This window comes from Sorangium sp. So ce1153 (assembly GCF_051521595.1).
Classification (GTDB): Bacteria; Myxococcota_A; Polyangia; order Polyangiales; family Polyangiaceae; genus Sorangium.
In genome coordinates this window covers 9,913,539-9,939,167 of record NZ_CP150361.1, presented here as the reverse complement: position 1 = coordinate 9,939,167, position 25,629 = coordinate 9,913,539, and the positions used below count along the sequence as shown (strand labels likewise).

Sequence of the window (25,629 nt, the reverse complement as noted above, 5' to 3'; positions counted from 1 at the left end):
CTTCATGCACGGAAGCCCCGAAGCTCGCGCCCTGCACGCGCAGTTCCCCGCCATCGATCTCCACGCCGACAGCCTCATGTGGTCGCGCTGGGTCGGCTACGATCTGCACGAGCGCCACGAGCCCCCGCTGCCCTTCGCGGCCCTCGGCGGGCACGTCGATGTCCCGCGGCTCGCCGAGGGCGGCGTCGGCGCGCAGTTCTTCGGCCTCGTCTCGCTGCCGATCGGACAGCGGCGCGGCCTCGCCGCCGTCGTCCACGAGCAGATCGATCTCCTGGAGCAGGCCGCCCGCGCGCAGCCGGGGCGCCTCGTCAAGGCGCTCACCGCCGAGGACATCGAGGCCGCGAGGGCCCGCGGCGCCGTCGCGGCGCTGCTCGGGGTCGAGGGGGCGCACGCGCTCGAGGGCGAGCTCGAGACGCTCGACCGCTTCGCCCGCCGCGGCGTGCGCTACCTCGGGCTCTGCCACTTCAGCGCCAACGAGGCGTGCTTCCCCGCCTACGGCAGCGGCCGCAAGGACGGGGAGGGGCTCACCCCCTTCGGCCGCGAGGTCGTGCGCCGCGCCGAGGACCTCGGCGTCATCGTCGACCTCGCGCACATCAACCGCGCAGGCTTCCTCGAGGCCTGCGCCCTCGCGCGCCGGCCGCCGGTGGTCAGCCACACCGGCGTCGCCGGCGCGTTCGCGCACTGGCGCAACATCGATGACGACCAGCTCCGCGCCGTCGCCGACCGCGGCGGGTGCGCCGGGATCATCTTCTGCCCGCTCTACCTCGGCGGCGACGGGCTCGCGCCCGTGGTCAAGCACCTGCTCCACATCATCAACGTTGCAGGCGAGGACACCCCCGCGCTCGGATCCGATTGGGACGGCTTCATCATCCCCACGCGCCAGCTGCGCGACGCCGCGCACCTTCCGCTCCTGACGGATGCGCTGCTTCAAGCGGGCTTGAGCGAGCGTGTGATCGGCAAGATGCTGCGAGGGAACGTGATGCGCATTTTGAGGGATAACCCGATTCCAACGGGCGTCTCGGTTGCGTAGCCTCAGCCTCCGAGGGGGGCAGTCGGGGCGGGTGGTCCCTCCGGCGCTGCATGGGATCCCTCTCGCGGAGCGGATGCAGCCTATGACTCTCCATCGCCTCGCTGCGCAGGGGTACGCGACTGCAGCGGATGCCTACGAGAAAGGGCGCCCCGACTATCCGCGCGCCGCGATCGAGCTCCTGCTCGACTCGCTGCGCATCGACGCCGCGAGCACGGTGCTCGATCTCGGCGCGGGGACCGGCAAGCTCACGCGCCTCCTCGCGCCGACGGGCGCGCGGCTCCTCGCGCTCGAGCCGGTGGAGGGGATGCGCCGCAAGCTGGGCCAGATGGTCCCGTCAGCCGCCGTGCTCGACGGGGTCGCCGAGGCCATCCCCCTGCCCGACGCGTCGGTCGACGCCGCGGTCGCCGCGCAGTCGTTCCACTGGTTCCACGGCGATCTCGCGCTCGCCGAGATCCAGCGCGTGCTCCGGCCGAGGCGGCGCCTCGCCCTGCTCTTCAACCTGCGGGACGAGCGTGTCGACTGGGTCGCCCGCATCTCCCGCATCCTCGACCGCTACGGCCGCGATGCCCCGGTCCACCGGATCGGCGCGTGGCGCCGGTCGTTCGTCGACAGCCGCCTGTTCGCGCCGCTCGGCGAGCACGAGTTCACCCACGCGCAGGAGCTCGACCTCGACGGGCTCCTCGAGCGGGTCGCCTCGATCAGCTACATCTCCGTGCTCCCCCTCCACGAGCGGTACTCGGTCCTGAACGAGATCCGCGATCTGGTCGGGACCCACCCGGACATGGCGGGCAAGGGGACGTACCTCTTCCCGTACCGCACGGTCGTCGCCCTGTACGAGCGGCGCTGAGCCGCCGGTCGAACGAGCGGCGCTGAGCCGCCGGTCGAACGAGCGGCGCTGAGCCGCCGGCGCGCGGCGCCGGACGCTGCGCGGGGCGCGAGCATCCCGCGCGCCCGCTGAGGGGGCGCCGTGCTAGAGCGGCGCCGCATGTCGGCGAACGAAGTCGTGATCGTCGGCGGCGGGCCGGCGGGCATCAGCACGGCGATCTTCCTCGCCCACCGTCGCCCGGCCCTCGCCGACAGGATCGTGGTGCTCGAGAAGGAGCGCTACCCCAGGGACAAGTTCTGCGCGGGCGGGCTCGGCGAGCGGGCGGACAGGGCGCTGTCCGCGATCGGGGTGAGGGTCGACGTGCCCTCGGTCCCGGTGAACGGCGTCAGCGCGGCGTTCCAGATCGGCGAGATCGCGCTCCGCGAGGGGAGCATCGGCCGGGTCGTCCGGCGGGTCGAGTTCGACCGCGCGCTCGCGCTCGCCGCGCGGGCGCGGGGCGTCCGGATCGTCGAGGGGGCGCGGGTCACCGCCGCGTCGACGAGCCCGCGCGGCGCCCTCGTCGAGAGCTCGGCCGGGACGTTCGCCGGCCGCGCCGTCGTGGGCGCCGACGGCGTCGGCAGCGTCGTTCGCCGCGCGCTGGGGCTGCCGTTCGGCAGGCTGCGCGCGCAGGCCGTCGAGGTCGACACCGAGCCCGTCGCGGGCGATCGCTCGCGCGACCTCTTGCACTTCGAGATGCGGGATCGCTCGTTCCCGGGCTACCTCTGGGACTTCCCGACGGTCGTGGACGGGCGGGAGCTCGTCTGCCGGGGCGCGTACGTGCTGCACGAGGGCGCGCTCGGCGTCGGGAGCGGCGCGGGCCCCGCGCCTGACGCCGAGCGCGTCCTCCGCGGCAGGCTCGCGGCGCTCGGGCTCGACCCGGACCGCTACCGGCGGAAGCGCTTCGCCGAGCGCGGCCTCGACCGCGCGGCCGCGATCGCCCGGCCCGCGGCGCTGCTCGTCGGCGAGGCCGCGGGCATCGATCCGATGCTCGGGGAGGGGATCGCCCAGGCGGTCGCGTACGGCGCGCTCGCGGGCGAGTACCTCGCCGAGAAGCTCGAGGCCGGCGACCTCCGCTTCGACGACTGGGACCGGCGGGTCGAGCGATCGCTGCTGGGGATCGACATCCGCTTCCGGCGCCGGGTGATGCGCGCCTTCTACGGAGCGCCGCGCGAGCGTGTGGAGCGCTACCTCCTCGACGAGCCGTCGTTCCTGCGCTTCGGCATGCGCCACTTCGCCGGCAGGCCGCAGCCGGCGCCGGACGCGCTGCGCGCCGCGGCGACGGGCGTGCTCGTCGTCGGACGGATCGGGATCGAGCGCCTCCTCGCGTCGCTCCCGCCGCGCGCCGCCGCGCACCTGTAGCGAGCGCGGCGACGACGCCCCGCGCGGCGCGGCGTTGCGCGCGCGTGGCGTGGCTTGCGTTGCGCGCGGCATGGCGTTGCGCGCGGCATGGCGTTGCGCGCAGCGGTGAAGAGGGCGAACACCCCGCGGCGGCGAGCGTGATAGCATCGGCCGCCATGATCGCGCCGTTCCAGCCGGCGGCCGGGATGCTCTTCGGGGAGTTCCGGATCGTACGGCCTCTCAGCGCCGGGGGCATGGGCGCCGTGTACGTCGCCGAGCAGGCGAGCACCGGCAAGCTGCGGGCCCTCAAGCTGATGCACCCCCAGCTCTGCGCCGACACCCGGCTGCGCGAGCGCTTCGAGCAGGAGGCGCGCGTCGGCGCGCTCGTCGAGAGCGATCACGTCGTGCAGGTGATCGGCGCCGGCATCGACGCGGCGAGCGGCGTGCCGTGGCTCGCGATGGAGCTGCTCGACGGGGAGGACCTCTCGCTGCGGATGCGGCGCTGCGGGCTGTTCTCGCCGCAGGACATGTACGAGATCTTCCGGCAGCTCTGCCACGCGCTCGGCGCCGCCCACCGGGCCGGCGTCGTCCACCGGGACATCAAGCCGCAGAACATCTTCCTCGCGAAGAAGAGCAGCGCGACGGCGCCGTGGTCGATCAAGGTCCTCGACTTCGGCATCGCCAGGGTCGCCGCGGAGGCGAACACGATGGCGACCGCGTCGCTCGGCACGCCCCTCTGGATGGCGCCCGAGCAGACGGAGGCGCGCGGGCAGATCACGCCGGCGACCGACGTGTGGGCGCTCGGGCTCATCGCGTTCGCGATGCTCACGGGGCGGATGTACTGGCGCGCCGCGAACGACCCGATGGGCACCGCGATGCCCGTGCTGCTCCGCGAGATCCTCATCGAGCCGCTCGACCCGGCGTCGGTGCGCGCGACGGCGCTCGGGCGCGCGGGCTGTGTCGTGCACCCGTTCGACGCCTGGTTCGCGCGCTGCGTCGCGCGCGAGCCGTCGCACCGCTTCCCGACGGCGCACGAGGCCTTCGACGCGCTCGGGCCCGCGCTCTTCGCCGACCCGCGCGCCGTGCGCGCCCCGATCTCGGTGACGCCGCCCGGGGCCGCGGCCGTCGGGGCGGGGTCGCCGCTCTCGCTGAGCGGACCGACCGAGGTGTCCCTCGACACGCAGCGTCCGCCCCCCGCGACGGACGGCGCGCGCGGGCGCGCGTCGCTCGCGGCGGAGCCGGTCGCCGCGCGGTCTTCTCCTTCTCCTGGCGCGCGCCCGGGCGCGTCGGTCCCGCCGGCGAGCGCGCCGCTCCTGGCGAGCAGCGCGCCCGCGGAGGGCCCCCGCAAGCCGTCCCGGTGGGGGCCGCTGCTCCTCGCGTTCTGCCTGCTCGGCGGCGCCACGCTGGCGGCGATCGCGTACCACGCCGGCAGCGCGCCGCGCGAGGTCCGCCTGGCGCAGCGCCTGCCCGCGCCGGCGCACCCCACGCTCGCCAGCGCCGCCGGCGACGCGCGCGCGACGGCGCTGGCAGGCGCGCAGGAGAAGGAGAAGGAGAAGGCGGCCGGCCCCCCGCACAACCCGATGCCGCTGCTCCTGCCCAAGGCGCCGCGCCCCACGCGCGACGCCGACGCCCCCGCGACGACGTCGCAGCCGGCGGCGACGACGCCGCAGTCAGCCGCGGCGCGGCCGTTCGATCACGCCGCGGCGCACGCGGCGCTGCAGCAGAAGGGGGCGACCGCGCGGTTCCACTGCAAGGGCAAGGCAGGGCCGAAGGCGGTTTCGGCGCGGGTGTTCTTCAACCCCGCGGGCGCCGCGCAGCGCGTCATGATCGATCCGCAGGTCGCGACGACCCAGTCCGGGCTCTGCGTGCAGATGATGCTCAGCAGCACGCGGGTGCCGGCGTTCGACGGGACCGAGCTCCAGGAGGTCCCGACGACGGTCGCGATCGAGTGAGCGCGCTCGCGCTCGCGCTCGCCGCGCGCCGGCGCCGGTCACGGATCGACGGAGACGCACTCGCCCTCGCCGCGGTAGTGCCCGATCGTGCGCGAGAGCGCCGCGACGAACGCGCCGAGGTCGTCGACGTTCCCCGCGCTGCCCGTCCCGTACGTGCCCTCCTCGATCGCGCCGAGGCGCACCGCGGCGAGCTCCTCCAGGGTGACGGCCCCGTCGTCGTCGGCGTCCGCGGCCGCGATGGGCGCGAAGCGGCGCGCCGCGGTCGCGGCCTGGAGGTCGTCGTAGAAGAAGTGGTCGCCGTGGATCGTGAGCTCGACCGTGTCCGTGCCGCCGTTCGTGACGAGGACGCCGTCGGTCTCCTTGCCGGCCCGCTCGCCCTTGCAGTCGGCGTAGCGCGTCGCGAGCGAGAAGGTCCAGTCGAGGCGCTTCTCGACGTCGCCTTTGCGCGCCGTCGCCTCGATGTGCACCGACGCGCCCGCCGCGAGCATGAGCGCCCGGTCCTCCTCCGTCGCCCCCTCGAGCGCGGTGTCCGCGTCGACGGGGCCGATCTCGTAGGAGACGCTCTCCCAGGGCCTCGCCTCGAGGTCGTCGAACGTCACCACCGGCTTCGCGCCGGCCTTCGTGTGATCGAACAGGATCGAGCCCTGCATGCGCGCCCCGACGTTCCCCTCGCGATCGGCGACGGTCACGTTCCGGAGGACGAACAGGAACTTCTGGTACTGGATGCTCCAGCCGTCCGCGAGATCGGCGGCCGGGATCTCCTGCTCGATGTAGTCCTCTCCCCACGTCGAGAACGCCACGCTCCCGGTCCCCGACGCGCCGTCGCCGCCGCAGCCGGCGAGCGCCCCCGCCGCGAGCGCCGCCACGGCGAGCGCCCGCGCCGCCGCGCCCTGTCCTTCGCTGTACCTCATCGGTCTTTCTCCTCCAGCTCCTCCGGGGAGCCTGGCGCGAACGAGAGCGCGTAGGCGGTCCCCTTCTTCAGCCCGCGCGTGAAGCCGCGCAGCGCCTGGCTCTCCGGCTCGAGATCGACAGGCGCGCCGCCCTCACCCTCGGCCACCTCCTCGAAGTCGACCTGATCGAGCCAGACGGCGGGCTTCACCACGAGCGTGACGACGCCGGGCCCGTCGAGGAAGACCTCCTCGAAGACGCACCCTTCCACCGCCGGCTCGCCGGTCACGTCGCTGGCGACGTCCGCGGCCATGGCGCGCGCGCGAAAGACCCGCGCGAGGTCGCCCTTCTCGGCGCGGCCCTCGACGGCGACGACGTGCCCGTCGAGCTCCGCGGCGAACGGGCCCGCGGGCGGCGCGCCGAACGTGAACCGCGCGGACCGCACGACGCCGCTCACCGCGTCCGCTTCCGCGAGCGCCGTCGTCCCCCGCAGCAGGTCGACCGAGGTGGGCTCCGCCATCAGGCCCCGCGCCTCGCCGGCCTGGTAGTGGCCGGGGTGCGCGTGCGCCTCGGGCACGGCCCACCGGGCGAGCTGCTCGAGCAGCGAGGGGGCGCGGGCGGGCGGCGCGCGCCGCGCCGTGACCGGGGCGCCCTCGAAGTAGTGGAGCGCCCCGATCGAGAGGTGCGCTTTCGAGAGCGTGACGGTCCAACCGAGCCCGTTCGTGAACGGCTCGACCGAGGCCGCGTCCGGGGCGACCTGCGTCGCGAGCGTGAGGCGCTTGCCGGTCGTCGTCTCGCCGTCCCCGGCGCCGCACCCGGCGGCGAGCGCGCCCGCGGTGAGCGCGCCCGCGGTGAGCGCGAGGAGCCGCCGTGATCTGCCTTGTGTTGCGGTGGATGTCATCGATGGACCTCAGCCGATGGTGAGCGAGAGCGACGCGAAGAGGCTGCGCGGGGCGCCGACCGTCACGTGCCGCGCGGGCAGGAGATCGGGCGCGGCGCCCCGGGTGAAGCTCGACGGGTAGACGAACTCGCCGTCGAACCAGGCCGCGTCGAGGAGGTTGTAGACGTCGAGCCCGAGCTCGACGCGGTGGTAGCGGAGGTGCGCCGTCACGTCCGTGAGGAGCGCGTCGTGGCCGATCTCCCCGTAGGGCAGGGGGCGGCGGTGGAGCAGCGTCACGCCGGCGCCGGCGCGGGCCTCGAGGCGCCGGCCGAAGAGCGCGCCGAGGCGCGGCGTCACCGCGAGGTCGGCGCGCGCGACGACCTGCGGAACGAACGGCAGGAGGTCGCCCGCCGCGTAGCGCCCCCCGGCGGCGGTGAAGGCGGCCCGGGTGTACGTCAGGCCGACGCTCGACACGAGCCACGGCGCGGGGTGCGCGACGGCGTCGAGGGCCACCCCGGTGCGGGCCGTGGCGGGCACGGGCTCGTTGCGGCCGGTCGCCTCGTCGAAGACGAGGTCGTCGCTGAGGCGCGTGTGGAACAGCGCCGCCGACGCCCTGACGCGCTCGTCCGCGTAGCGGAGCCCTGCCTCGGCGGAGAGCACGCGCGTGAAGGGCGCCCGCTCGCCGTCGCCGAGGCTGCGCGCCTGGGGCGAGCGGAACCCCTGGCCCACGCTGGCGAGCGCGTGCAGCCCGGGGAGCAGCGCCGCGTCGACCGTGCCCTTGCCGCCGACGTGGACGCCCTGCGCGCCGCGCGCCGCCGCGCGCTCGTCGGCGCCGGCGCCGTCGAGGACCTGGTACGCGAGCCCGTCGGCGCGCAGCCCGCCGCGCACCTCGATCCGCCGCGCCGGCCGGATCGACGCGTCGAGGTAGCCGGCGATGTCGGTCGCGCGCACCCGGCCGTCGACGAGCGTGGCGGTCGGCCGGTCGTCGACGGCCGCGAGGCGCCGCTGCGACTGCTCGATCCAGTCGCTGCGCGCGACGACGCCCGCCTCGAAGGTGTCGCGCTCCGAGAGCAGCGGGAACCTGAGCCGGTACGACGCCGTCGCGCCCACCGTGACCGCCTCGTTGAGCTGCTGCGTGGCGTCGCCGGAGGTCGGATCCTCCAGGTAGCCGGTGAAGTTCGAGCGCAGCCGGAGCGCGCGCAGCACGACGAACGGCGCGAGCGACAGGCCCTCGCCGGGGGCAGCGCCCGCGGCGCGCAGATCGACGACGAGCTGCGCGCGCGACGAGTCGCCGCCCTGGTCCGGGTCGTACGAGGCGAGCCGGTCGACCCTTCCCGCCTCGAGGTCGTCGAGGCGCAGGACGCCGGCGGAGGCGAAGCGCGCGGCGAACGCCGACGCCATCACGCGCGCGCTGACCCCCGCGGCCAGCGGGTAGACGCCCTGGGCGACGAGCGAGGTCCGGCTGGCGGCGCGGGCGGGGCCGAAGCCGTCGGTCGCGTACGCCTCGAACGCGGCGAACGTGGCCTCGTCGGCCTGCTCGGGGTGGTAGGCGAGGAAGAGCCGGCGCGCGCCGTCCGACCCGGCGCCGGCGGCGACGGTGATCCCCGGCTCGTCGTAGCCGAGCTCGAACCGCACGGTGCCGGCGACGGCGAAGTCTCCCTGGCGGGGGTCGTACGACCCGGGCTGGGCGCGGAGCTCGCGGATCACCTCGGGCATGATGAAGTGGAGGTCGGCGTAGCCCTGCCCGTGGACGTTGGAGACCTCGTTCACCGGCGCGCCCGCGACCCAGAGCTCGAGGTCCTGCCCGTGGACGGCGTCGAAGCCGCGGAAGAAGATCTGGTGCGCCTTGCCCTCGCCGCTGTGCTGGGAGGCGAACAGGCCGGGCACGAGCTGCAGCACGTCGCTCGCGGTCCGGTGCGGCGCGGCCCTCACCTCCGCCCGCTCCCGCACCGTCTCCGAGGCGCTGCGCGGCGCCGGCGCGCCCTGCACGACGACCGTGAGGGGCGCGCCGACGGCGGTCGCGGCGGGGTCACCGCCGCCCTCCGGCGCCGCCGCCGGGGTCCCGGGAGCCGCGGCGGGGTCACCGTCGCCCTCCGGCGCCGCCGCCGGGGCGCCGGGAGCCGCGGCGGAGGCTGCCGGCGCGTCGTCGTCGCCGGCGCGCGCCGGCACGGCGGCGGTGGTGATAAGGAGCGGCACGAGCGCCGTGCGCAAGGAGAGGATCATCCAGCCGGGCGGGACCGTAGCACGATTTTTCTATTTCGTGCTACGACCTGAAGGCGCGGTCGCCCGCGGCGCTGGCGTGCCTGTGCGGCGTCCTGCGCGACGTTCCCGCCGGTGGTCGCGCGGCGTCCGCGGCGCTCCCGGTCGCTCGCTGGCCGCCGGGCGCGGCGACGGGGCGGTGGAGGCTCTTTTGTGACGTCGACCCGACTCGCGCTCTGGATCCGATCGCGATAGCGATCGCGACAACATGTCGCATTCAGCTTGGTTGCGACGCGGCCTATCGTGGCGCGCGTCGTTCCCCAGGAGGGCTCTCATGAAATCCGGTATTCGTGCAACAAGGCTCCTGTTCCCGCTCGTCGGGGCGGCGCTCTCGGTGATGGCGTGCGGCGGCGAGAACGGTGTGAATCCTGTCGATGCCACATCGACCTCGACGGGCTCTGGCGGCGCCGGCGGGAGCGGCGGGGCGGGCGACGCCGGCGGGAGCGGCGGAGCGGGAGGCGACGCCGCAGGGGGCGGCGGGGCAGGCGGCGGCGACGGTACGATTCCTGTGGAGCTGAAGTTCGAGGGGCGCGTCGGTGATGACGTGTTCTCCTGCGAGGAGTCCTACGCTGTCGGCACCTCGGCGACGGAGGTGAGGCTCAACGACTTCCGCCTGTACATCCACGATGTACGCCTGCACCGCGCAGACGGCGAGACGGTGCCGGTGGCGCTCGAACAGGACGAGCTATGGCAGTTCCAGGACGTCGCGCTGCTCGATTTCGAGGACAAGACGGGCAGCTGCGCCAACGGTACGCAAGAGACGAACTCCACGGTGCGCGGGTCGGTTCCGGCCGGGGAGTACGACGGCCTCTCGTTCAAGCTGGGCGTCCCGTCCGAGCTCAACCACGGCGACGCGTCGTCAGCGCCCTCGCCGCTCAACCTGTCGGGGCTGTTCTGGAACTGGACCAACGGTTACAAGTTCCTGCGCATCGACAGCGCCGCCGAGGCGGACCAGGGCGCTTTCCTCGTGCATGTCGGCAGCACCGGCTGCATCAACGGCGCGGACGGCAAGGTGACGTGCGATCGCCTCAATATCGCCGAGGTCGTCCTCGAGGGGGTCGATCCGCTCACGACGAAGGTGCTCGTCGACTACGCAACGCTCGTGCTGGACAGCGACGTGGCGGGGAGCGAGGGCTGCATGTCGGAGCCGACCAATCCCGAATGTGCGCTGGTGTTCACCCGGCTCGGTATCGATATCACCGATGGCTCGCCTCGCCCCGAGCATCAGGCGTTCTTCAGGGTAGAGTAGGAGCCATGCCGATGTCTGGTCTGGTGATCGCCCTACGTCGCTTCGCGACCTCCTCCGTCGTCCTCGCCGCGCTCGCGGCCCTCTCCTCTGGCTGCGGCGGCGGGGGCCAGCCGGACCCGGGCGTGTCGGCGGGGGAGGGCGCCGGCGGCCAGGGGGGCGGCGCGGGCGGCGCGGGCGGCGCGGGGGGAGAGGACGCGGGCGTCTACGACTGGGGGCTGCCGCCGGGGTTCCCGGTGCCGAAGGTGCCGGAGGGCAACCCGATGTCGGCGGCCAAGGTCGAGCTCGGGAGGCGGCTCTTCTACGACAGGCGCCTGTCGGGCAACGGCACGTACTCCTGCGGCTCGTGCCATGCCCAGGAACTCGCGTTCTCCGACGGCCTCGCGTGCGCCAAGGGGTCGACTGGCCAGATGCACACGCGCGGCTCGATGAGCCTGGCCAACGTCGCGTACCTCACGACGTTGACCTGGGGGAATCCGCTCATCGACACGCTCGAGGAGCAGGCGCTCTCCCCGATGTTCGGCGAGACGCCGGTCGAGCTCGGGCTGGCGGGCAGGGAAGACGAGATGATCGAGCGGCTCCAGGACGAGCCGCTGTACCGCGATCTCTTCCCCGAGGCCTTCCCGGGCGACGGCGACCCCATCCGCCTCGACAACATCACCAGGGCGATCGGCGCGTTCGAGCGGTCGCTCCTCTCGTACCGCTCGCCCTATGATCGGTACCGCTACGACGGCGACCCCTCGGGGATGCCGGAGGCGGCGCTGCGCGGCATGGATCTCTTCTTCTCCGAGAAGCTGGAGTGCTTCCACTGCCATGGCGGCTTCAACCTGTCGGACTCGGTGCAGCACGACGGGACCACGTTCACGGAGGTGATGTTCCACAACACGGGCCTCTACAACATCGGCGGGACCGGGGCTTACCCGGAGGGCAACGCCGGGGTGTACGAGATCTCGGGCAAAGAGGCGGACATGGGCCGGTTCCGCGCGCCCACGCTGCGCAACATCGCGGTCACGGCGCCGTACATGCACGACGGCAGCATCGAGACGCTCGAGGAGGTGCTCGACCATTACGCGGCGGGAGGGCGCACCATCGAGTCCGGTCCCAACGCCGGTGTGGGGAGCGAGAACAGGTTCAAGAGCGAGCTCATCAGCGGGTTCGATCTCACAGCAGAGGAGAAAGCAGACGTGATCGCCTTCTTGAAGACCCTGACGGACGAAGCGTTCTTGACGGACCCGCGCTTCGCGGATCCGTGGACGGAGGCGCCGTGAGCCGCGGACCCTCCATGCGCCGAGCGCTCCTCATCCCCGCCCTGGCGGCGCTCGCGTCGGCCGCGATGTACGCCGGAGCGTGCGGCGGCGGCCACGACCACGGCGACGCGTCGAGCGGGACGTCGTCCGGGCCGAGCCTCGACGACGTGATCTACGAGGGGGGCGCGACCGACGAGGCGCTGGTCGTGCTGCTCGCGGCGGAGCCGAAGGACGACGCCTCGCAGGCGACGGTGTTCGACGCGCCCGAGGAGGGCGCGGCGCTCCCGGGCGACGCCGCGCCGGAGCTGACCTTCCACATCGCGGGCGCGGCGCAGGGGGCGGCGCCTCGGGCGGCCCCGTGGCGCGCGGCGGGCGCCGCGCCGGGAGCGCGGGAGTCCGGCCCCGTGGGGGCGTCGGTGCTCGCGGAGCTCGGCGCGCTCCTCGGGCCGGTGCGCGCGGCGCGGGCTCACGGCACGCCCGTCAACGGGCGCGCCTACTTCCTGGTCTTCTCGACGGCCGAGCGCGAAGGGCTGCTCCGGGTGTTCACGACCAAGCTGAGCTACACGCCCGACGCGGCGGCCTGGGACAAGCTCCGCGCGGCCGGCGCGCCGATCACGGTCGACGTGGTCAACGCGGTGTTCGAGAACAACCGCATCGCGCCGGGCGGGGGGCCCTTCACGGGCGAGCCGGTCACGTTCTCCGTCGCGCCCTGAGGGCGCGGCGGGGCCCCCCCGGGCTCAGCGCCGGCCGCGGCCGCTCGGGCTGCCGCGCGGCGGCGAGCGCCTGCGCGCCATCGCTCCCGCGGCGGCGAGCGCGACGAGCCAGCCCGACCGGGGCAGCTGGCCGCTCCCCGGCGCCGCGCAGCCGCAGGCCGGCGGCTCCGTGGTCCAGCTGCCGGGCAGCACGCAGGTCCTCGTCGTCGCGTCGCACACGGCGGGCGCCGCGCAGTCGTCCACCGTGGCGCACGCGACCGAGGGGACGCAGGCGCCGCCGCTGCACGCGTAGCCCTTCGCGCAATCGTCCTTGCCCTCGCAGCGCGTCTTGCAGGTCCGGGCGTCCTCGCAGACGAACCCGTCGCAGGACACCTCGAGCGCCGCCGCGCACCGGTGCTCGCCGTCGCACTCCATCACCGAGAAGCGGGCGCCGTCGCACGCGGCGCCGCACCTCGTGCCGGTCGCGGGGTACGCGGCGCACGTGTCCGGATCTCTGCCGTCGCACTGCGGCTGGTCGCAAGGATCCTCGCCGGTGGGGCACCTCGGTCGCCCCCCGTGCGGCTCGCCGGTGACGGGCGAGCACGTCCCCCGCGCCGCGCCGTCGCACGCCTCGCACTGGCCGTCGCACGCCTCGTTGCAGCAGACGCCGTCGACGCAGAACAGCCCCGGCTCGCAGACCGCGCAGCCGCTCTCCAGGCACTCCGCGCCCGGCTCGCACGCCTCTCCGCGCCGCCTCTTCGGCACGCGCGCGCACGTTCGATCGGCGGCGCAGCGGCTCCCCTCGGCGCACTCGGCATCGGAGCTGCAGCGCGTCAGGCAGACGTCGCTGCCTTTCCTGCACGTGTACGGCGCGCACGTCAGCTTCGTACACACCCCGTCCGCCGTCGCCCCGAGGCTGGAGGCGCACACGTCGCACCCGTCGTCACAGGCCGTGTCGCAGCAGAGCCCGCGCACGCAGTGCCCCGTGGCGCACTGGTCATCTCGCTCGCACCGATCTCCACCCACGCGCGCGAGCGTGAAGACCCGGGCGAAGCCCGCGCCGCCGCCGTCCTCTGACCTGACGACGATCGTGTCCCCCGAGATCGCGACCGCATCGCCGAGCAAGCGGCCGTCCGAGCCGTCGGGAGACAGCAGCTCTTGCTGCTCGTACCAGGCGGCGCCGGCGCGCGCGAAGACGCGGGCGAAGCCCGACTCCGCGCCGTTGTCGTCCTTGAAATAGGCCCCCACGACGATCGCTTCCCGCGCGATCGCGTCCCCCGCGATCGCGACCGACGAGCCGAAGAAGTCGGACGAGAGGCCGTCCGCGAGCGCGAGCCTTTGCGGCTCGGACCAGCTGGAGCCGGCGTGGCCGAAGACGTAGGCAGCGCCCGAGTTCGCGCCGTTGCGCTCGTCGTCCTCTCCGCGCGCACCCACGACGATCGTGCTCCCCGAGATCGCGACCGACGAGCCGAACCGGTCGCCTGTCGCCGGGCGCAACGGCAGGAGCTTCTGCCGCTGCGACCAGGCGGAGTCGGCGCGGGCGAAGACAACCGCGGAGCCCGACCCCACGCCTCGAACGACGTCCCCGGGCGACCCCACGACGATCGTGTCCTCTTCCACCGCGAGCGCGTGGCCGAAGTGGTCGCCCGCTGCCCCGTCGGCGGGCAGGAGCTTCTGCTGCTGCGACCAGGTTGAGCCGACGCGGCCGAAGATGTAGGCGGCGCCCGACCCGGCGCCCCGGTCGCCGTCCTCGTCGGCCCCCACGACGATCGTGTCCCCCGAGATCGCGACCGACGAGCCGAACCGGTCGCCCGCCGCCTCGCCGTCGGGGAGCAGCTTTTTCGGCTGAGACCACGCGGAGCCAGCGCGGGTGAAGACGTAGGCGGCGCCGGAAGCCACGCCCCGCGCGTCGTCCCCGGGCGCGCCCACGACGATCGTGTCCCCCGAGATCGCGACCGCGGCGCCGAACTGGTCAGCCGGCGACGCTCCGGCGGCGGGGGCGAGCCGTTGCTGCTCGGACCAGGCGGAGCCCGCGCGGACGAAGACATGGGCAGAGCCCGATGCGCCGCCGCGCTCGCCGTGCTCGTTGACGCCCACGACGGCAGTGTCCTCCCAGACGGCGACCGACCGCCCGACAGGGGCCTTGCCCGGCTCGCTGGCCACGAGCACGCCCTGATCCGCCCAGACCAGGGGATCGATCACCACCGGATAGACCGCGCCCGCCGCGTCGACCCGGATCGCCAGCCGCCGCTCCTCCACCTCGAGCCGCGCGGGCAGCGCCCGCCCCGCCGCGTCGACCCCGTGCAGGTCCGTGTACCGCAGCACCTCGCGGCCAGAGGGGGCCCGCAGCGACACGGCGGCGCCGCCCTCGACGAGCGTCGCATCGAGCCCGTCGCCGAGCGACAGCTCGATGACGACCTCCGCGCCCTCGTCCGCGCACGGGCGCGCCGGCAGCGTGAACCCCTGCTCCAGCCCGAGCGGGCCGTTGACGTACCACTCCGTCAGCCCCGCGCGCCGGTACTCGATCCGGTGACCGCGCGCCTCGGGCTCCGCGGCCGCGACAGGCGCGAGCTGGCCCGCGCACCCCCAGCGCGACGCGGCGATGGACCAGCTCCAGCCGGCGTCGCGACGGGGCGCGAGCCGCACGCCCGCGCCGGTGAGCCGGGCGGCGAACCCCTGCGCCGGGTTGTCGACGCGCACGCCGTCCGCGGTCGGCGCCGCGCTGTACGCCGCGGGAGCGCGCGCCTGCACGGCCTCGATGTACGCGGCCCGCGGCGTGGCCAGCGCCGTGTCCGGCGCCGAGGCGGAGGAGGCGCCGGCGGGCTCGCCCGCCGGGCTGTCCGGCGTGCACGACACGGCGGCCACCCCGCCGGCGGACACGGCGGCCGCGACGCCGAGCCCGAGCCCCAGCCGCCGCGCCCAGGGGATCCCAACGTGCGCGGTCTCGCAGGCGACTCGCACCATCGCGCTCTCCTCCTTCAGAACTGATACAGCGCGATGAGCCCCGGTGTGAAGGCGGTGAGCACGGAGCCGCTCACGCGCGCTCCCGGGAATTGACCCTGACCGTCGGAGCCAGCCAGGACATAGCCCTCCTCGGGAGCCCACCGGGGCTGCCTCGGGAGCACGACGACGATCGCCCTCACGCCGGCGCCGAGCTCCAGCCGCTCGCCGAGCCGCGCCCGGATGTGGACCGCGGGCGCGACGTAAAGCCCGTGCGCGGCCAGCGCCTCGGTCGCGCCGACCTCGTACGGGGAGCCCGAGCGCGGCGTGAAGCGGCCGTTGCGCCGATCCACGAGCGTGCCGAGGAACGCGCCGGCGCCGAGCGCGAACGTGAGCGGGACAGGCGCATCGAGCCGCACGCCCGGCGACACGCCCAGGAGCGCGCCGCGGAGCAGGAGCGTGTCGTCCGCCGTACCGGGGTTGGGCGCGAGGCCCGTGGGGGTCACGGCCTCGGGGCGACCGGCGATCGTCTGGCGCGCGGTCAGGTAGCCCGCCTCGACCGCGAGCAGGACGCCCGCGGGGAGGCGGTAGCCGGCGCGCCCGAGCGCGGCGAAGGCGAGCCCCGGCGGCGCCGAGCAGCCCCCCGCGCACCGCCCCGCGACGTCGCCCCCGAACCCGGGGAGCACGCCCAGGTAGCCTTCCGCCTCGACGAAGGGCCGCGCCTGCGCCCACCAGAGCGGCGGGCCCCGGACCGGCTCCAGCGCCGCGCGGAGCACCTCCCGCGCGCTCTCCCGCAGCGTCACGTCGCGCGCCTGGGGGACGAACCCCTCGGCGGCGATCGCGACGCGGTGCACCCCTGGCCGGAGGGCGCCGTCCCAGCTCCCGCGCCCGACGTTGACCCCGTCGATGACGACGCTGGCGCTCGCCGGCGTGGGCTCGACGCGCAGCGCGGCCGAGAGCCTCTCGGCGAGCAGCTTCAGCTCCGTGACCTGGTTGAGCCGCACCGACGCCGGGGCCGGCTGCGTCCCGAGCCGTCCTTCGCCCCTCGACTCGCCCCTCAGGAAGACGACGTGATCGCCGGGTGGGACCAGCCCCTTCCACGGCGTCTTGCCGACGACCACGTTGTCGACGACGACGTCGAGCGCCTTGCCCGCGACCTCCTCCACCCGGATCCACCCGGAGTGCACGAGCGGCGTGAGCTCGATCCGGACCGGGACCGACTGCCCGCCCGCCACGTCCACGCGCACCTCCGCCGGCGCGAATCCGGGCTTGAAGACGCGCACGACGCGCGATCCGGCCGGCACGCGGAGCGGCGCGGGCGCGGGCGTCGCGCCGCGGGCGCGGCCGTCGATGGAGATGGCGGCGCCGGGCTCGGCGACGTCGAGCACCAGCGAGCCCACGAGCCCGCGGACCGCGGCGAGCTCGCGCTCGGTCCAGGCGCGCTCGGGCGCGGTGAGCTCCGGGAACGCGAGCAGGAGCTCGAGCATCTCGAGCTCCTCGTCGTACCGCCCGAGGCGGCGGAGGCAGAGCGCCGCGTTCTGGGTGGCCGCGCGGGTGGGATGGAGGCTGCGCGACCGGAGAAACTCGGCATACGCGGCGTCCCAGGCGCCGGCGTCGTAGAGCGAGAGCCCCTTGTCGAAGTGCCAGCGCGCGCTCTCCCGCGCCCCGGTCTCCTCGCCCCCGGGACGGGCCTCCGCGCCGGGAGCCGGCGCGCTCGGCGCATCGCGGGGCGCGTCCGGCGCGGCCCCCGCGGGCACGGGCGGCGACGAGAGCGCGACAAGGCCGGCGATGGCCGCGGCGCGGCGCCGCGATCCCGCGCTCGCCTTGATCATGAGCCTCGGCGCGCTCTGGCCTGGCTCACTCGAACTGCCTGTTCAGGTCGGGCTCGAGCGGCGCGGCGGCAGGCGTGGCGGCCGACGCTCTCGCGGGAGACGCGGATCGATCGGCGCGGGCGGAGGCCTGCGCCGGAGCGGGCGCGCCGTCGCGCGGGGCGGAGCTGGCGCGCCGGGCGGGCGCATCGCCGCGGGTGGGCGCATCGGCGCGGGCGGGCGCCGGCGCGGCGAGCACCAGCCTGTCCGGCACGGCGCCCGACGCCTCGACGACGACGGCGCGGGTCATCTGGCGGCCGTCCTTCTGCACGTCGACCACGTGCGTGCTCCCGATCGCGCCGTGGATCTCGACGGCGCCGCCGTCCACGGCCACCGCGCGGCCGTCCACCTTCACGATGGCGCCGGGCGGCTCGATGGCGAGCCGCACCGGCGCGCCGCGGGCCGCGGGCGACGTGAGCGCGGGCGGTGCGGGCGCAGCAGCGGGCGCCTGGGCCGACGCTGCGGGGGCTGCGGCCGCGGTCGGTTCCCCGGTCCCGCGCTCCGGGCGCAGCTTGAGCGCGGCAGCGGCGGCCATGCCCGTCGCGCCCGCGGCGAGCAGCCAGGCCAGCTTGCCCCAGGCCCGCTTCTTCTTCGGCGCTCGCGTGGCGAGCGCGGCCAGGGTTGTGTCGTCCGCCGGGGCGCGCGGCGCGACCTCCGGCGGCGCGACCTCCGGCGCCGCGGCCGGCGCGACCTCCGGCGCGGAGCCGGCGCCGTCGTGGCGCGCCGCGATCCCGTCCTGGGGAGCCGTCGACGCCGTGGGATCGACCGGGGCGTCGCTCCTCTCCGCGCGCAGCAGGGCGGACTCCGAGCGCATCGGCGGCCGCGCCCCCACGAGCGCGGCGAAGGCGTCGACCATCTCGTCCGCGCTCTGGAAGCGCGCCGCCGGGTCACGCTCGAGCGCGCGGGCCATGAAGCGGTCCACCCCGGCGTCGAGCGCTGGCACGAGCGCTGACGGGAGCGGCCACGGCTCGGCGCAGATGGCGATGATCAGCCCGCCGAGGGTCTCGTCCTCGAACGGCGTCCGCCCCGTGAGCGCCTGGTACACGATCACGCCCATCGACCAGAGATCGCTCCGGTGATCGAGCTGCTTGGCCGCGCGCACCTGCTCGGGGCTCATGTAGCGCGGCGAGCCGATGATCACGCTGGAGGTCGTCACCGCGGACGGCGGCTGCTCGTGGACCTGCTTGGCGATGCCGAAGTCGAGCACCTTGACGATCACCTCATCGCCGCAGCGCGCGAGGAAGATGTTGCTCGGCTTGAGGTCGCGGTGCACGAGGCCGATGCTGTGGGCGCGCCGCAGCGCCCTGCCGAGCGGCGCGAGCAGCTGGTAGGTCGCCTCCAGGGAGAGCCGCCCGGCGCGCTCGAGGTGGGCGCGCAGATCCTCGCCCTCGAGCAGCTCCATCACCATGAACGGCGTGCCGTCCTCGACGCCGTAGTCGAGCACCTGCACCACATGAGGGCTCTTGATACGGAGCGAGGCCTTGGCCTCTTGCAGGAACCGCGCGCGCAGCGACCCTGGCGCGTCGCCCTCGGTGTTGATGAACTTGACCGCGACGTCCGTGTCGAGGAGCAGGTGCCGCGCGACCCAGACCGCCCCCATTCCGCCGCTGGCGAGCGGTCGCTCCAGGCGGAGCTTGCCCGCGATGAGCGCGCCCTCCCTAGCGAGCACAGAACGCTTCGAGGTCGTGGCGTCGCTGACCACAGGAGAGCGCCCCCATGCGCTCCCTTGTATCATGAGCCACAGCGCTCGGGGAAACTCAGGTCCTCCGAGCTCCCCCGCGCGGCGCGGCGCGCCCCTCGGCCTCCCCGCGCGCTGCGCCGGCCATGCCTTCTCGAGGGCTACCAGCGGCCATGGCGCTGACCCATGGAGCGCGGTGCGTGACGCGATGAACGAGGGCCTCGTATCCAGACAAGAAAGAAAACCCTGAGCGGGCCGGCGTCGCGGGCGCGACCGCGCGACTGGCAGGGTGCGGTGACGGGCGGGCTCGGCTCTCACCGTGGAACACGCGCCGCACGCAGGGGAGAGGGGGAATTGATCATGGTCATGAGGGTGAGCGGACGGACGGAGCACGATGCGAGCGCAGGACACGCAGAGTCCGCCGTCATCAACAGCCTGGAGCAGGTACGCGACATCCTGTGCGGCGCGCAGCTCCGCGAGTTCGCTCGCCGGCTCTCGCACACCGACGCGCAGCTCGCCGCCCAGGCGGAGGAGATCCGGGGCGAGGCGCGACGGCGCCTGGACGTGCTGGAGGCCCACGTGCGCAGGGAGATCGAGTCGCTCAGCGCGTCGCTCGAGGCCCACCGTTCGTCCGGCGCCTGCGCGCTCGGCAACGTCGCGCGCGAGTCGAGGGAAGCGCTCGGGCTGTTCGAGCAGCGGGTCCAGCGGCTGGAAGATCTCGTGGCGCGCACGCAGCGCGAGTTCCGGCAGCAGCTGCTGGAGCAGTCCAAGTCGTTCCTGGACGAGACGCGGCGCACGCGGGACGAGCTGAGCGCCGCGCTCGAGCGCGAGCTCGCCGCGGCCTGGGACGACAGCGCCGACGCAGGCGCGCCCGACGCGCCCGCGGCCGAAGGGAGCGCGGAGGCGGAGCGGTACCAGAAGGCGGAGCGCCGCTCGGACGAAGCCGCGTGACGCGGCGCCGCCGCCTCGGCGAGCGGGCACGGACATCCGGAGACGAACGATGGGACCACCGAGAGCGCGCCGCGGGACACCCCCGCCGCCGAAGACGCTCGAAGACCTCCGCCCCCTGCTCGTGGGCCCCGAGCAGCGCCGGATCCGGCGGATCGAGGAGCGGCTGGACGGGTCCATGGCCGGGATGGTCGCGGACGTGCTGCCGCAGGCCGTCGTCGCGAGCCGCAAGAGCGGCGAGGCGCTCGCGTGGGCGATGGATCCGCTCATCACCCGCGCGATCCACGAGAGCGTGCGCAGGGACCCCGGGGCGTTCGCGGAGGCGATCTCCCCCGCGATGGGGCCGGCGATCCGCAGGTCGGTGACCTGCGTCCTCCGGGCGATGCTCCAGCGCCTCGACGAGGCGCTCGCCCTCGGCTTCTCCCTGAAGAGCGTGCGCTGGCGCATCGAGGCGCGGCGCACGGGGCGCCCTTTCGCGGAGGTGGTGCTGCTCCGCACGATGGTTTACCGGACCGAACAGCTCTTCCTGGTCCACCGCGGCACGGGGATCGTCCTCGGCCACGTGAGCGCCGAGGGGGTCCCCTTCAGGGATCCCGATCAGGTCTCGGCGATGCTCACCGCGATCGACGCGTTCGCGCACGACGCCTTCCGGACCGAGGAGCGGCTGGAGCACTTCCGCGTGGGCGATCTCACGGGGTGGGTCGAGCACGGCCCTTCGGCCCTCCTCGTGGCCATCGTGCGCGGCGCGGCGCCGCAGGAGTACGAGACCGTCCTGCGCGAGGCGCTGGAGCGCCTCCACCTCACCTACGGGGATGAGCTCGCCGGATTCCGCGGAGATCAGGCGCCGTTCTCCGGCAGCCGCGAGCTGCTGGCGAGCTGCCTGCGCGAGCAGCGCAACCCGGTCTCGCGCGGGGGTCGGCCCGCGCTCGCGGTTGCCGCCGTGCTGGCCGCGATCGGCGCGATCGTCCTCGGCTCCTGGGCGAGCTCCGCGTGGCGGGATCAGCGCCGCTTCGCCGGCTGCGTCGAGGCGCTGCGGCGCGAGCCAGGCCTGCTCGTGAGCGCGGCGGAGCGGCACGACGGTCAGTATGCGTTCACTGGCCTGCGCGATCCGCTCGCCGCGGACCCGAGGGCGGTGATCGAGCGCGGCGGCCCCGTGCGCCGGGCCGTCACGCTGCGCTTCGAGCCGTTCTACTCGCTGCACCCGCAGATCGTCGAGCAGCGGGTGAGGCAGGCGCTGCGGCCGCCGCCGGGGGTCTCTCTGGTCCTCCGCGGCGGCGCCCTCGTGGCGAGCGGGGTCGCGCCCGAGCGTTGGATCGAGCGCGCGCGGTGGTCGGCGGCGGTGCTCCCGGGCGTGGCGTCGTTCGACGGCGAGCGCCTCCAAGCGCAGGAATCGGTGGATCGGGCGCGCGCCGCGGCGAGCGCCGTCGAGGCGATCGAGCTCCGCTTCTCCCGCGGCGCCGCCCGGCTTACCGCCGAGCAGGCCGCGCGCGCCGGCGAGGCCGCGGCCGCGGCAGAGCGGCTGCTCGCGCTCGCGCGCGAGGCCGGCATGGCCGCCGAGATCCGCGTGATCGGCTATGCGGATCCGGCCGGCGCGGAGGCGTCGAACCAGGCGCTCAGCCTGGCCCGCGCGGAGCACGTCGCGGCCGAGCTCCGCGCGCGCGGCGTCCCGCCCGACCGGCTGCGCGCGGTCGGCGCGGGCGTGCGGCCCGCGCCCCTCTCCCCGTCCTGCGAAGGACGAGCGGCCGGCGCCGGGTGCGCTCCCGGCGAGGCCGAGCGGCGCGCGCGCAGCGTGATCTTCCTTGTGGACCTGCGCGCGGCGTCCAAGGACTAGCGCATGGCGGAGAAGCGCAAGGTCTGCATGCTGGGAGCCACCGGGGTCGGCAAGACCAGCCTCGTCGACCGCTTCGTGCGCAGCATCTTCTCCGGGTCTTACCGGACGACCATCGGTGTGACGATCGAGACGCGGCGGGTGAGGTGCGATGATCGAGAGCTCGATCTCATCCTCTGGGACCTCAGCGGAGAGGACGAGTTCCAGGAGGTCCAGATATCGTATGTGCGCGGCTCCGCGGGCTTCCTCCTCGTCATCGACGGCACGCGGCGCCCCACCGTGGAGACCGGGCTCCGGCTCCACGCTGCCGCGCGGGCGGTCGCCGGGGAGCTCCCGTCCGTCATCGTCCTGAACAAGGCCGATCTCGCGGCCGCCTGGGAGATCGACCGGGCCGCCGAGGCCGCGCTGGAGAGCGCCGGCGCGCTGGTCACGAGGACGAGCGCCAAGACCGGCGCCGGGGTCGAGGGCGCTTTCAGCGCGCTCGCGCGCGCGATGCTGGCGAGCGAAGCGCTCCTGTGGCGAGGCTGATGGACGTGGCCACCTCGCTCCTCTCGGCGCTGGACAAGCTCGTGATCGAGCGCCTGCACGACGGCAGCTTCGTCGTCCGCGGGGAGCCGCCGCCGTGGTTCCTCCGGCTCGAGGGCGCGGCGTCGTGGCGCGAGGAGCCGCTCCGGCTCGACGGCGCGCTGCCGTTCCTGGAGGTGTTCCTCCCCGAGGCGGAGCGGGCCTGGGTGACCGAAGGAGCGCCGATCGCGCGGTCCGACTGCTGGACGCAGAGGACCGACGACGACGAGGCGCTGCACCTGGAGGCGACGGCGCTCCGCGTGGGCCCGTCGCGGCTGCTCGTGATCACCCGGAGCGACGCGCTCGTGCACGAGCGCCGCCGGGTGCTCCAGCGGGCGCGCGAGCTGCGCCTCCTGCACGAGGCGCTGGCGCGCGAGGTCGAGCGCAAGGAGGTCCTGGTCCACTGCATCGTCCATGACCTCTCCGGCCCGCTGAACAGCCTCCTCGGCGCCCTGTCCCTCCTGCAGGAGCAGCCGCTCCCGCAGAAGAGCGCGGCGCTCGCCGACCTCGCGCTGAGGGCCGCCCTGCGCCAGCGCGAGCTGATCCGCGAGATCCTCGACGCCTTCGCGGGCGACGGGGCCGCGCTCGAGGACCCCGGCGACGACCTCCCCGTGTCGGCGGACCTGCGCGGCACCATCGCGCAGGTCCTCGAGGCGCTCGCGCCCGCGGCGTGCGGCCGCGGCGTTCGCCTGGAGGGGCCGCCGGAGCCCTGCGGGGGACCGCCGTGCAACGTCGTCGGCGAGGAGCGCAGGCTCGCCCGCGTGCTCTCCAACCTCGTCGAGAACGCGCTCCGGTTCACGGTCGCGCGGACGTCGGTGCGTCTCCTGGTGCACGAGGAGCCCGGGTGGGTCCGCGTGACGGTGGACGACGAGGGGCCGGGCGTCTCGCCTTCCGTGGCGCCGCACCTGTTCCAGAAATTCGCGCGCGGCGGCGATCCGGGGGCGGGCAGCGGCCTCGGGCTCTACGGCGCCCGGATCGCGGTGGAGGCGTGGGGCGGCGCGATCGGGTACGAGGCGCGCCCGGAAGGCGGAGCGAGGTTCTGGCTCCGGTTGCGGCGTGCCGGCGCGGGTGGCGCGACGGGCCCAGGGGCCCAGGAAGGGACGCAGAGAGGGTGAGCCATGGCCAAGCTCTTGGTGATCGACGATGACTCGGGGACGCTCGCGTGGATGGCCGAGGCGCTGGAGGGCGCCGCGCACGACGTCCGGGCCGTGAGCAGCGGGAGCGCGGCGCTGGAGCTGCTCAGGACGTGGAAGCCGGACCTCATCGTCACCGACTTCCTGATGCCCGAGATGGACGGCTTCACCTTCAGCCGCCTGGTGCAGTCGCGCGATCGGGTGCCCGTGATGCTCGTCTCCGCGGTGAACAAGCCGGCGGAGGCGATCCTTCGCGGGGTCGCCGGCTACGTGGAGAAGCCCGTCACCATGCAGGAGCTCCGGGCCGCGGTCGAGCGCGTGCTCGGCGCTGCCGCCGAGGGGGTCACCCTGCTGGTCGTGGACGACGACGCCAGCATCCGGGAGTGCTACCGGATGATCCTCGAGCCGCGCTTCGTCGTGCGCGAGGCCGAGAACGGGCGCGACGCCCTCGCGCTCCTCTCGACCGAGGCGGTGGCGCTGGCCATCGTGGACGTCCACATGCCCGTGATGAACGGGGTGGAGCTCATCCGCGCGATGCGCGACGACGTGCGGTTCTGCACGATCCCGGTCGTGGTGCAGACGAGCGACCGGACGGCGGCGCGCGCCCCCGTCTGGACCGACCTGCACGTGGCGCAGACGATCATGAAGGACGAGTTCATGGACTGGCTCCTGACCCAGATCGACGCGCACATCGCGCCGGCGCCGCCGCGGGAGGCCGAGCGCGCGTGGTCGGCCGCGAGCCGCTGAGCGGCGCGAGCAGGGAGAGCTGGAGTGAGCTCACCGACGTCGGCGCGGCGAGGAGCGCCGAGCTCCCCGCCACGGTTCCGCCGCGGGCCTGGCGAGGGCAGGTGGCCTGTCCGTCATCGAGCCGACGAAGGGTCGGCCCGGGCGCCTTCAGCCGGGCGTCCACTGCGGGTTCGCCGTGAACAGGCCGGACCCGACGCTGATATCGTAGGCCAGGAACAGGCCGAAGCCCACGCTGACGACGGCCGCGACCGCGGCGAGCGCGTTGTGCATCCCGCTGGAGCGCGCGCGCGTGAACGCGAACGGCACCGCGAGCGCCCCCGTGATCAGCATCATCCCGGCGACCGTGCCCACGCCGAACAGCGCGATGTAGCCGACGCCCCACCGCGGGTCGCGCACCGTGGTGAGCACGAGGAGCGCCACCGCGGCCGAGCCCGCGAGCCCGTGGACCACGCCGATGAGCAGCGGCCGGAGGCTCACGTAGACGCGCGACGCTCCGAACGCGCGGTCCACCCAGCCGAGGTCGTGCCGGTGGCCGTCGCGGTGCTCGGCCGCGTGTCCCGGCGACCCGCGCGACCCGCCCCGCCGCGCCGCCCGGCGGAGCCGCGTCAGGTGGTACCCCCCGAGGCCGATGAGCATCAGCGCGACGGCGAGCTCCATGGCCAGGCCGACGTGCGGCGGCACCACGAGGCCGAACAGCAGGATGGCGCCGCCGATGATCATCAGCGTGAGCGTGTGGCCCAGGCCCCACATCGCGCCGATCAGCAGCGCCACGCCGAGGCTCCGCACCCGGCTCACGACCGTCGCCACGGCGATCACGTGATCCGCGTCGGTCGCGTGGCGCATGCCGAGGGAGAACCCGAGGAGCAGCAGCGGAAACGCCGAGGCGAGCATGCCCCGTCTCGTAGCACGGACCGCGCGTACCGTGCTACGGCGGCGTACGGTGGCCCGATCTTCCAGCGCAACCGGCCACAGCCGGCCTTCCAGCGCGACCGGTCACGCCGGCCGCGGGCTCATCGCAGTCATCACAAGAGGAGATCTGGCGAGCTCACCAGGTCAATCCGGAGACACCCGATCAGCGCGGCCTCTCTGGCGCGCTCATCCATGACAGGGAAACAGCGATCGTCCTCTGGCGCACTGCGCTTCTTCCAGCTCGCCTCGAGGAATACAGACTCCTTGTACCCAGCGTCAGGAGCGGCGCTGTTCAACCGAGCATGTCAGTTCGCGGTGTCTCGACTCAGCGCGTCGATGGCCTGCTGCATCCAGATCGCGTCCTCCTCGGCTTGCTTCAGGCCATGCATCATCTGCGCGCGCAGCGTCCCCGAGGTCTCGCGGATCCCGCGCCGAAAGACCTCTGCCGCGCGCTCGTGGACGACCTTGAGCCACGGGGCAAGGAGGCGTCTGTCGAGAGGGCCGGGGGTGTCCAGGACGGTGATGCAGGCCTCGATGGCCTCGCGCATGGAACGGGATTCGAGCGCGTCGGCGAAGGCGGAGAACTGGAGAAGCGACTCTCGCAGCGCAGCGCGACC

Annotated in this window: 20 protein-coding genes; 12 read left to right on the top strand and 8 right to left on the bottom strand. The window is 74.6% G+C overall.

Features of this window, described 5'->3' with window-relative positions:
• Nucleotides 1-4 precede the first annotated feature (4 nt).
• The 4 genes from WME85_RS35795 to WME85_RS35780 all read left to right on the top strand — a co-directional run bounded on the left by WME85_RS35795 (nucleotide 5) and on the right by WME85_RS35780 (nucleotide 5,185).
• On the top strand, nucleotides 5-1,030 hold the full coding sequence (locus tag WME85_RS35795) for a dipeptidase (RefSeq protein WP_437827579.1): 1,026 nt from the start codon (nucleotides 5-7) through the stop codon (nucleotides 1,028-1,030).
• 82 nt (nucleotides 1,031-1,112) lie between these two features.
• Complete coding sequence (locus WME85_RS35790) at nucleotides 1,113-1,877, top strand: class I SAM-dependent methyltransferase (RefSeq protein ID WP_437827578.1); 765 nt, start codon at nucleotides 1,113-1,115, stop codon at nucleotides 1,875-1,877.
• Between the two features lie 138 nt (nucleotides 1,878-2,015).
• A complete protein-coding gene (locus tag WME85_RS35785; protein ID WP_437827577.1) occupies nucleotides 2,016-3,254 on the top strand; it encodes an NAD(P)/FAD-dependent oxidoreductase in 1,239 nt (412 codons plus the stop codon).
• 155 nt (nucleotides 3,255-3,409) lie between these two features.
• Nucleotides 3,410-5,185: a serine/threonine protein kinase gene (locus tag WME85_RS35780; RefSeq protein WP_437827576.1), complete on the top strand. Its 1,776-nt coding sequence runs from the start codon at nucleotides 3,410-3,412 to the stop codon at nucleotides 5,183-5,185.
• A 38-nt stretch (nucleotides 5,186-5,223) separates the two neighbouring features.
• Here the strand turns inward: WME85_RS35780 and WME85_RS35775 are convergent, their stop codons facing one another.
• Genes WME85_RS35775 through WME85_RS35765 form a run of 3 tightly spaced genes read right to left on the bottom strand, consistent with a single transcriptional unit; the run spans nucleotide 5,224 to nucleotide 9,164 of the window.
• Nucleotides 5,224-6,096 (bottom strand): hypothetical protein, encoded by an 873-nt coding sequence (locus WME85_RS35775; RefSeq protein WP_437827575.1) that lies wholly within the window; start codon nucleotides 6,094-6,096, stop codon nucleotides 5,224-5,226.
• Nucleotides 6,093-6,974, bottom strand: a complete 882-nt coding sequence (locus WME85_RS35770) for a hypothetical protein (RefSeq protein ID WP_437827574.1) — start codon at nucleotides 6,972-6,974, stop codon at nucleotides 6,093-6,095. The genes WME85_RS35775 and WME85_RS35770 overlap by 4 nt, the downstream gene beginning before the upstream one ends.
• Before the next feature lie 9 nt (nucleotides 6,975-6,983).
• Complete coding sequence (locus tag WME85_RS35765) at nucleotides 6,984-9,164, bottom strand: TonB-dependent receptor (protein WP_437827573.1); 2,181 nt, start codon at nucleotides 9,162-9,164, stop codon at nucleotides 6,984-6,986.
• 322 nt (nucleotides 9,165-9,486) lie between these two features.
• Between WME85_RS35765 and WME85_RS35760 the strand changes: the two genes are divergently transcribed.
• The 3 genes from WME85_RS35760 to WME85_RS35750 are packed head-to-tail and all read left to right on the top strand — an operon-like array spanning nucleotide 9,487 to nucleotide 12,418.
• Entirely contained in the window at nucleotides 9,487-10,461 is a 975-nt protein-coding gene (locus WME85_RS35760) for an MbnP family copper-binding protein (RefSeq protein ID WP_437827572.1), read from the top strand.
• A 5-nt stretch (nucleotides 10,462-10,466) separates the two neighbouring features.
• Nucleotides 10,467-11,726, top strand: coding sequence for an MbnH family di-heme enzyme (locus tag WME85_RS35755; protein ID WP_437827571.1), 1,260 nt, complete (start codon nucleotides 10,467-10,469; stop codon nucleotides 11,724-11,726).
• 14 nt (nucleotides 11,727-11,740) lie between these two features.
• Nucleotides 11,741-12,418: a hypothetical protein gene (locus WME85_RS35750; RefSeq protein WP_437827570.1), complete on the top strand. Its 678-nt coding sequence runs from the start codon at nucleotides 11,741-11,743 to the stop codon at nucleotides 12,416-12,418.
• 24 nt (nucleotides 12,419-12,442) lie between these two features.
• Here WME85_RS35750 and WME85_RS35745 read toward each other — a convergent pair whose 3' ends face one another.
• The 3 genes from WME85_RS35745 to WME85_RS35735 are packed head-to-tail and all read right to left on the bottom strand — an operon-like array spanning nucleotide 12,443 to nucleotide 18,874.
• Complete coding sequence (locus WME85_RS35745) at nucleotides 12,443-15,361, bottom strand: hypothetical protein (protein ID WP_437827569.1); 2,919 nt, start codon at nucleotides 15,359-15,361, stop codon at nucleotides 12,443-12,445.
• Nucleotides 15,362-15,375: 14 nt separating this feature from the next.
• Entirely contained in the window at nucleotides 15,376-17,169 is a 1,794-nt protein-coding gene (locus WME85_RS35740; protein ID WP_437827568.1) for a PEGA domain-containing protein, read from the bottom strand.
• A 25-nt stretch (nucleotides 17,170-17,194) separates the two neighbouring features.
• The gene (locus WME85_RS35735; protein WP_437827567.1) at nucleotides 17,195-18,874 is read right to left on the bottom strand and encodes a serine/threonine-protein kinase; all 1,680 of its coding nucleotides are present in this window, start codon (nucleotides 18,872-18,874) and stop codon (nucleotides 17,195-17,197) included.
• 375 nt (nucleotides 18,875-19,249) lie between these two features.
• Between WME85_RS35735 and WME85_RS35730 the strand changes: the two genes are divergently transcribed.
• The 5 genes from WME85_RS35730 to WME85_RS35710 are packed head-to-tail and all read left to right on the top strand — an operon-like array spanning nucleotide 19,250 to nucleotide 24,103.
• Nucleotides 19,250-19,834: a hypothetical protein gene (locus WME85_RS35730; RefSeq protein ID WP_437827566.1), complete on the top strand. Its 585-nt coding sequence runs from the start codon at nucleotides 19,250-19,252 to the stop codon at nucleotides 19,832-19,834.
• Nucleotides 19,835-19,883: 49 nt separating this feature from the next.
• Nucleotides 19,884-21,662: an OmpA family protein gene (locus tag WME85_RS35725; RefSeq protein ID WP_437827565.1), complete on the top strand. Its 1,779-nt coding sequence runs from the start codon at nucleotides 19,884-19,886 to the stop codon at nucleotides 21,660-21,662.
• 3 nt (nucleotides 21,663-21,665) lie between these two features.
• Nucleotides 21,666-22,187 (top strand): Rab family GTPase, encoded by a 522-nt coding sequence (locus tag WME85_RS35720; protein WP_437827564.1) that lies wholly within the window; start codon nucleotides 21,666-21,668, stop codon nucleotides 22,185-22,187.
• Nucleotides 22,187-23,338, top strand: a complete 1,152-nt coding sequence (locus tag WME85_RS35715; protein WP_437827563.1) for a sensor histidine kinase — start codon at nucleotides 22,187-22,189, stop codon at nucleotides 23,336-23,338. Before WME85_RS35720 ends, WME85_RS35715 begins: the two co-directional genes overlap by 1 nt.
• Before the next feature lie 3 nt (nucleotides 23,339-23,341).
• A complete protein-coding gene (locus WME85_RS35710) occupies nucleotides 23,342-24,103 on the top strand; it encodes a response regulator (RefSeq protein ID WP_437303531.1) in 762 nt (253 codons plus the stop codon).
• Between the two features lie 147 nt (nucleotides 24,104-24,250).
• On the opposite strand, the gene WME85_RS35705 is transcribed toward WME85_RS35710, so the two are convergent.
• Nucleotides 24,251-24,994 carry a high-affinity nickel-transport family protein gene (locus WME85_RS35705; RefSeq protein ID WP_437827562.1) on the bottom strand — a complete coding sequence of 248 codons (744 nt, stop codon included), beginning with the start codon at nucleotides 24,992-24,994 and terminating at the stop codon, nucleotides 24,251-24,253.
• Between the two features lie 323 nt (nucleotides 24,995-25,317).
• Nucleotides 25,318-25,560, bottom strand: a complete 243-nt coding sequence (locus WME85_RS35700; RefSeq protein WP_437827561.1) for a hypothetical protein — start codon at nucleotides 25,558-25,560, stop codon at nucleotides 25,318-25,320.
• Between the last annotated feature and the right edge of the window lie 69 nt (nucleotides 25,561-25,629).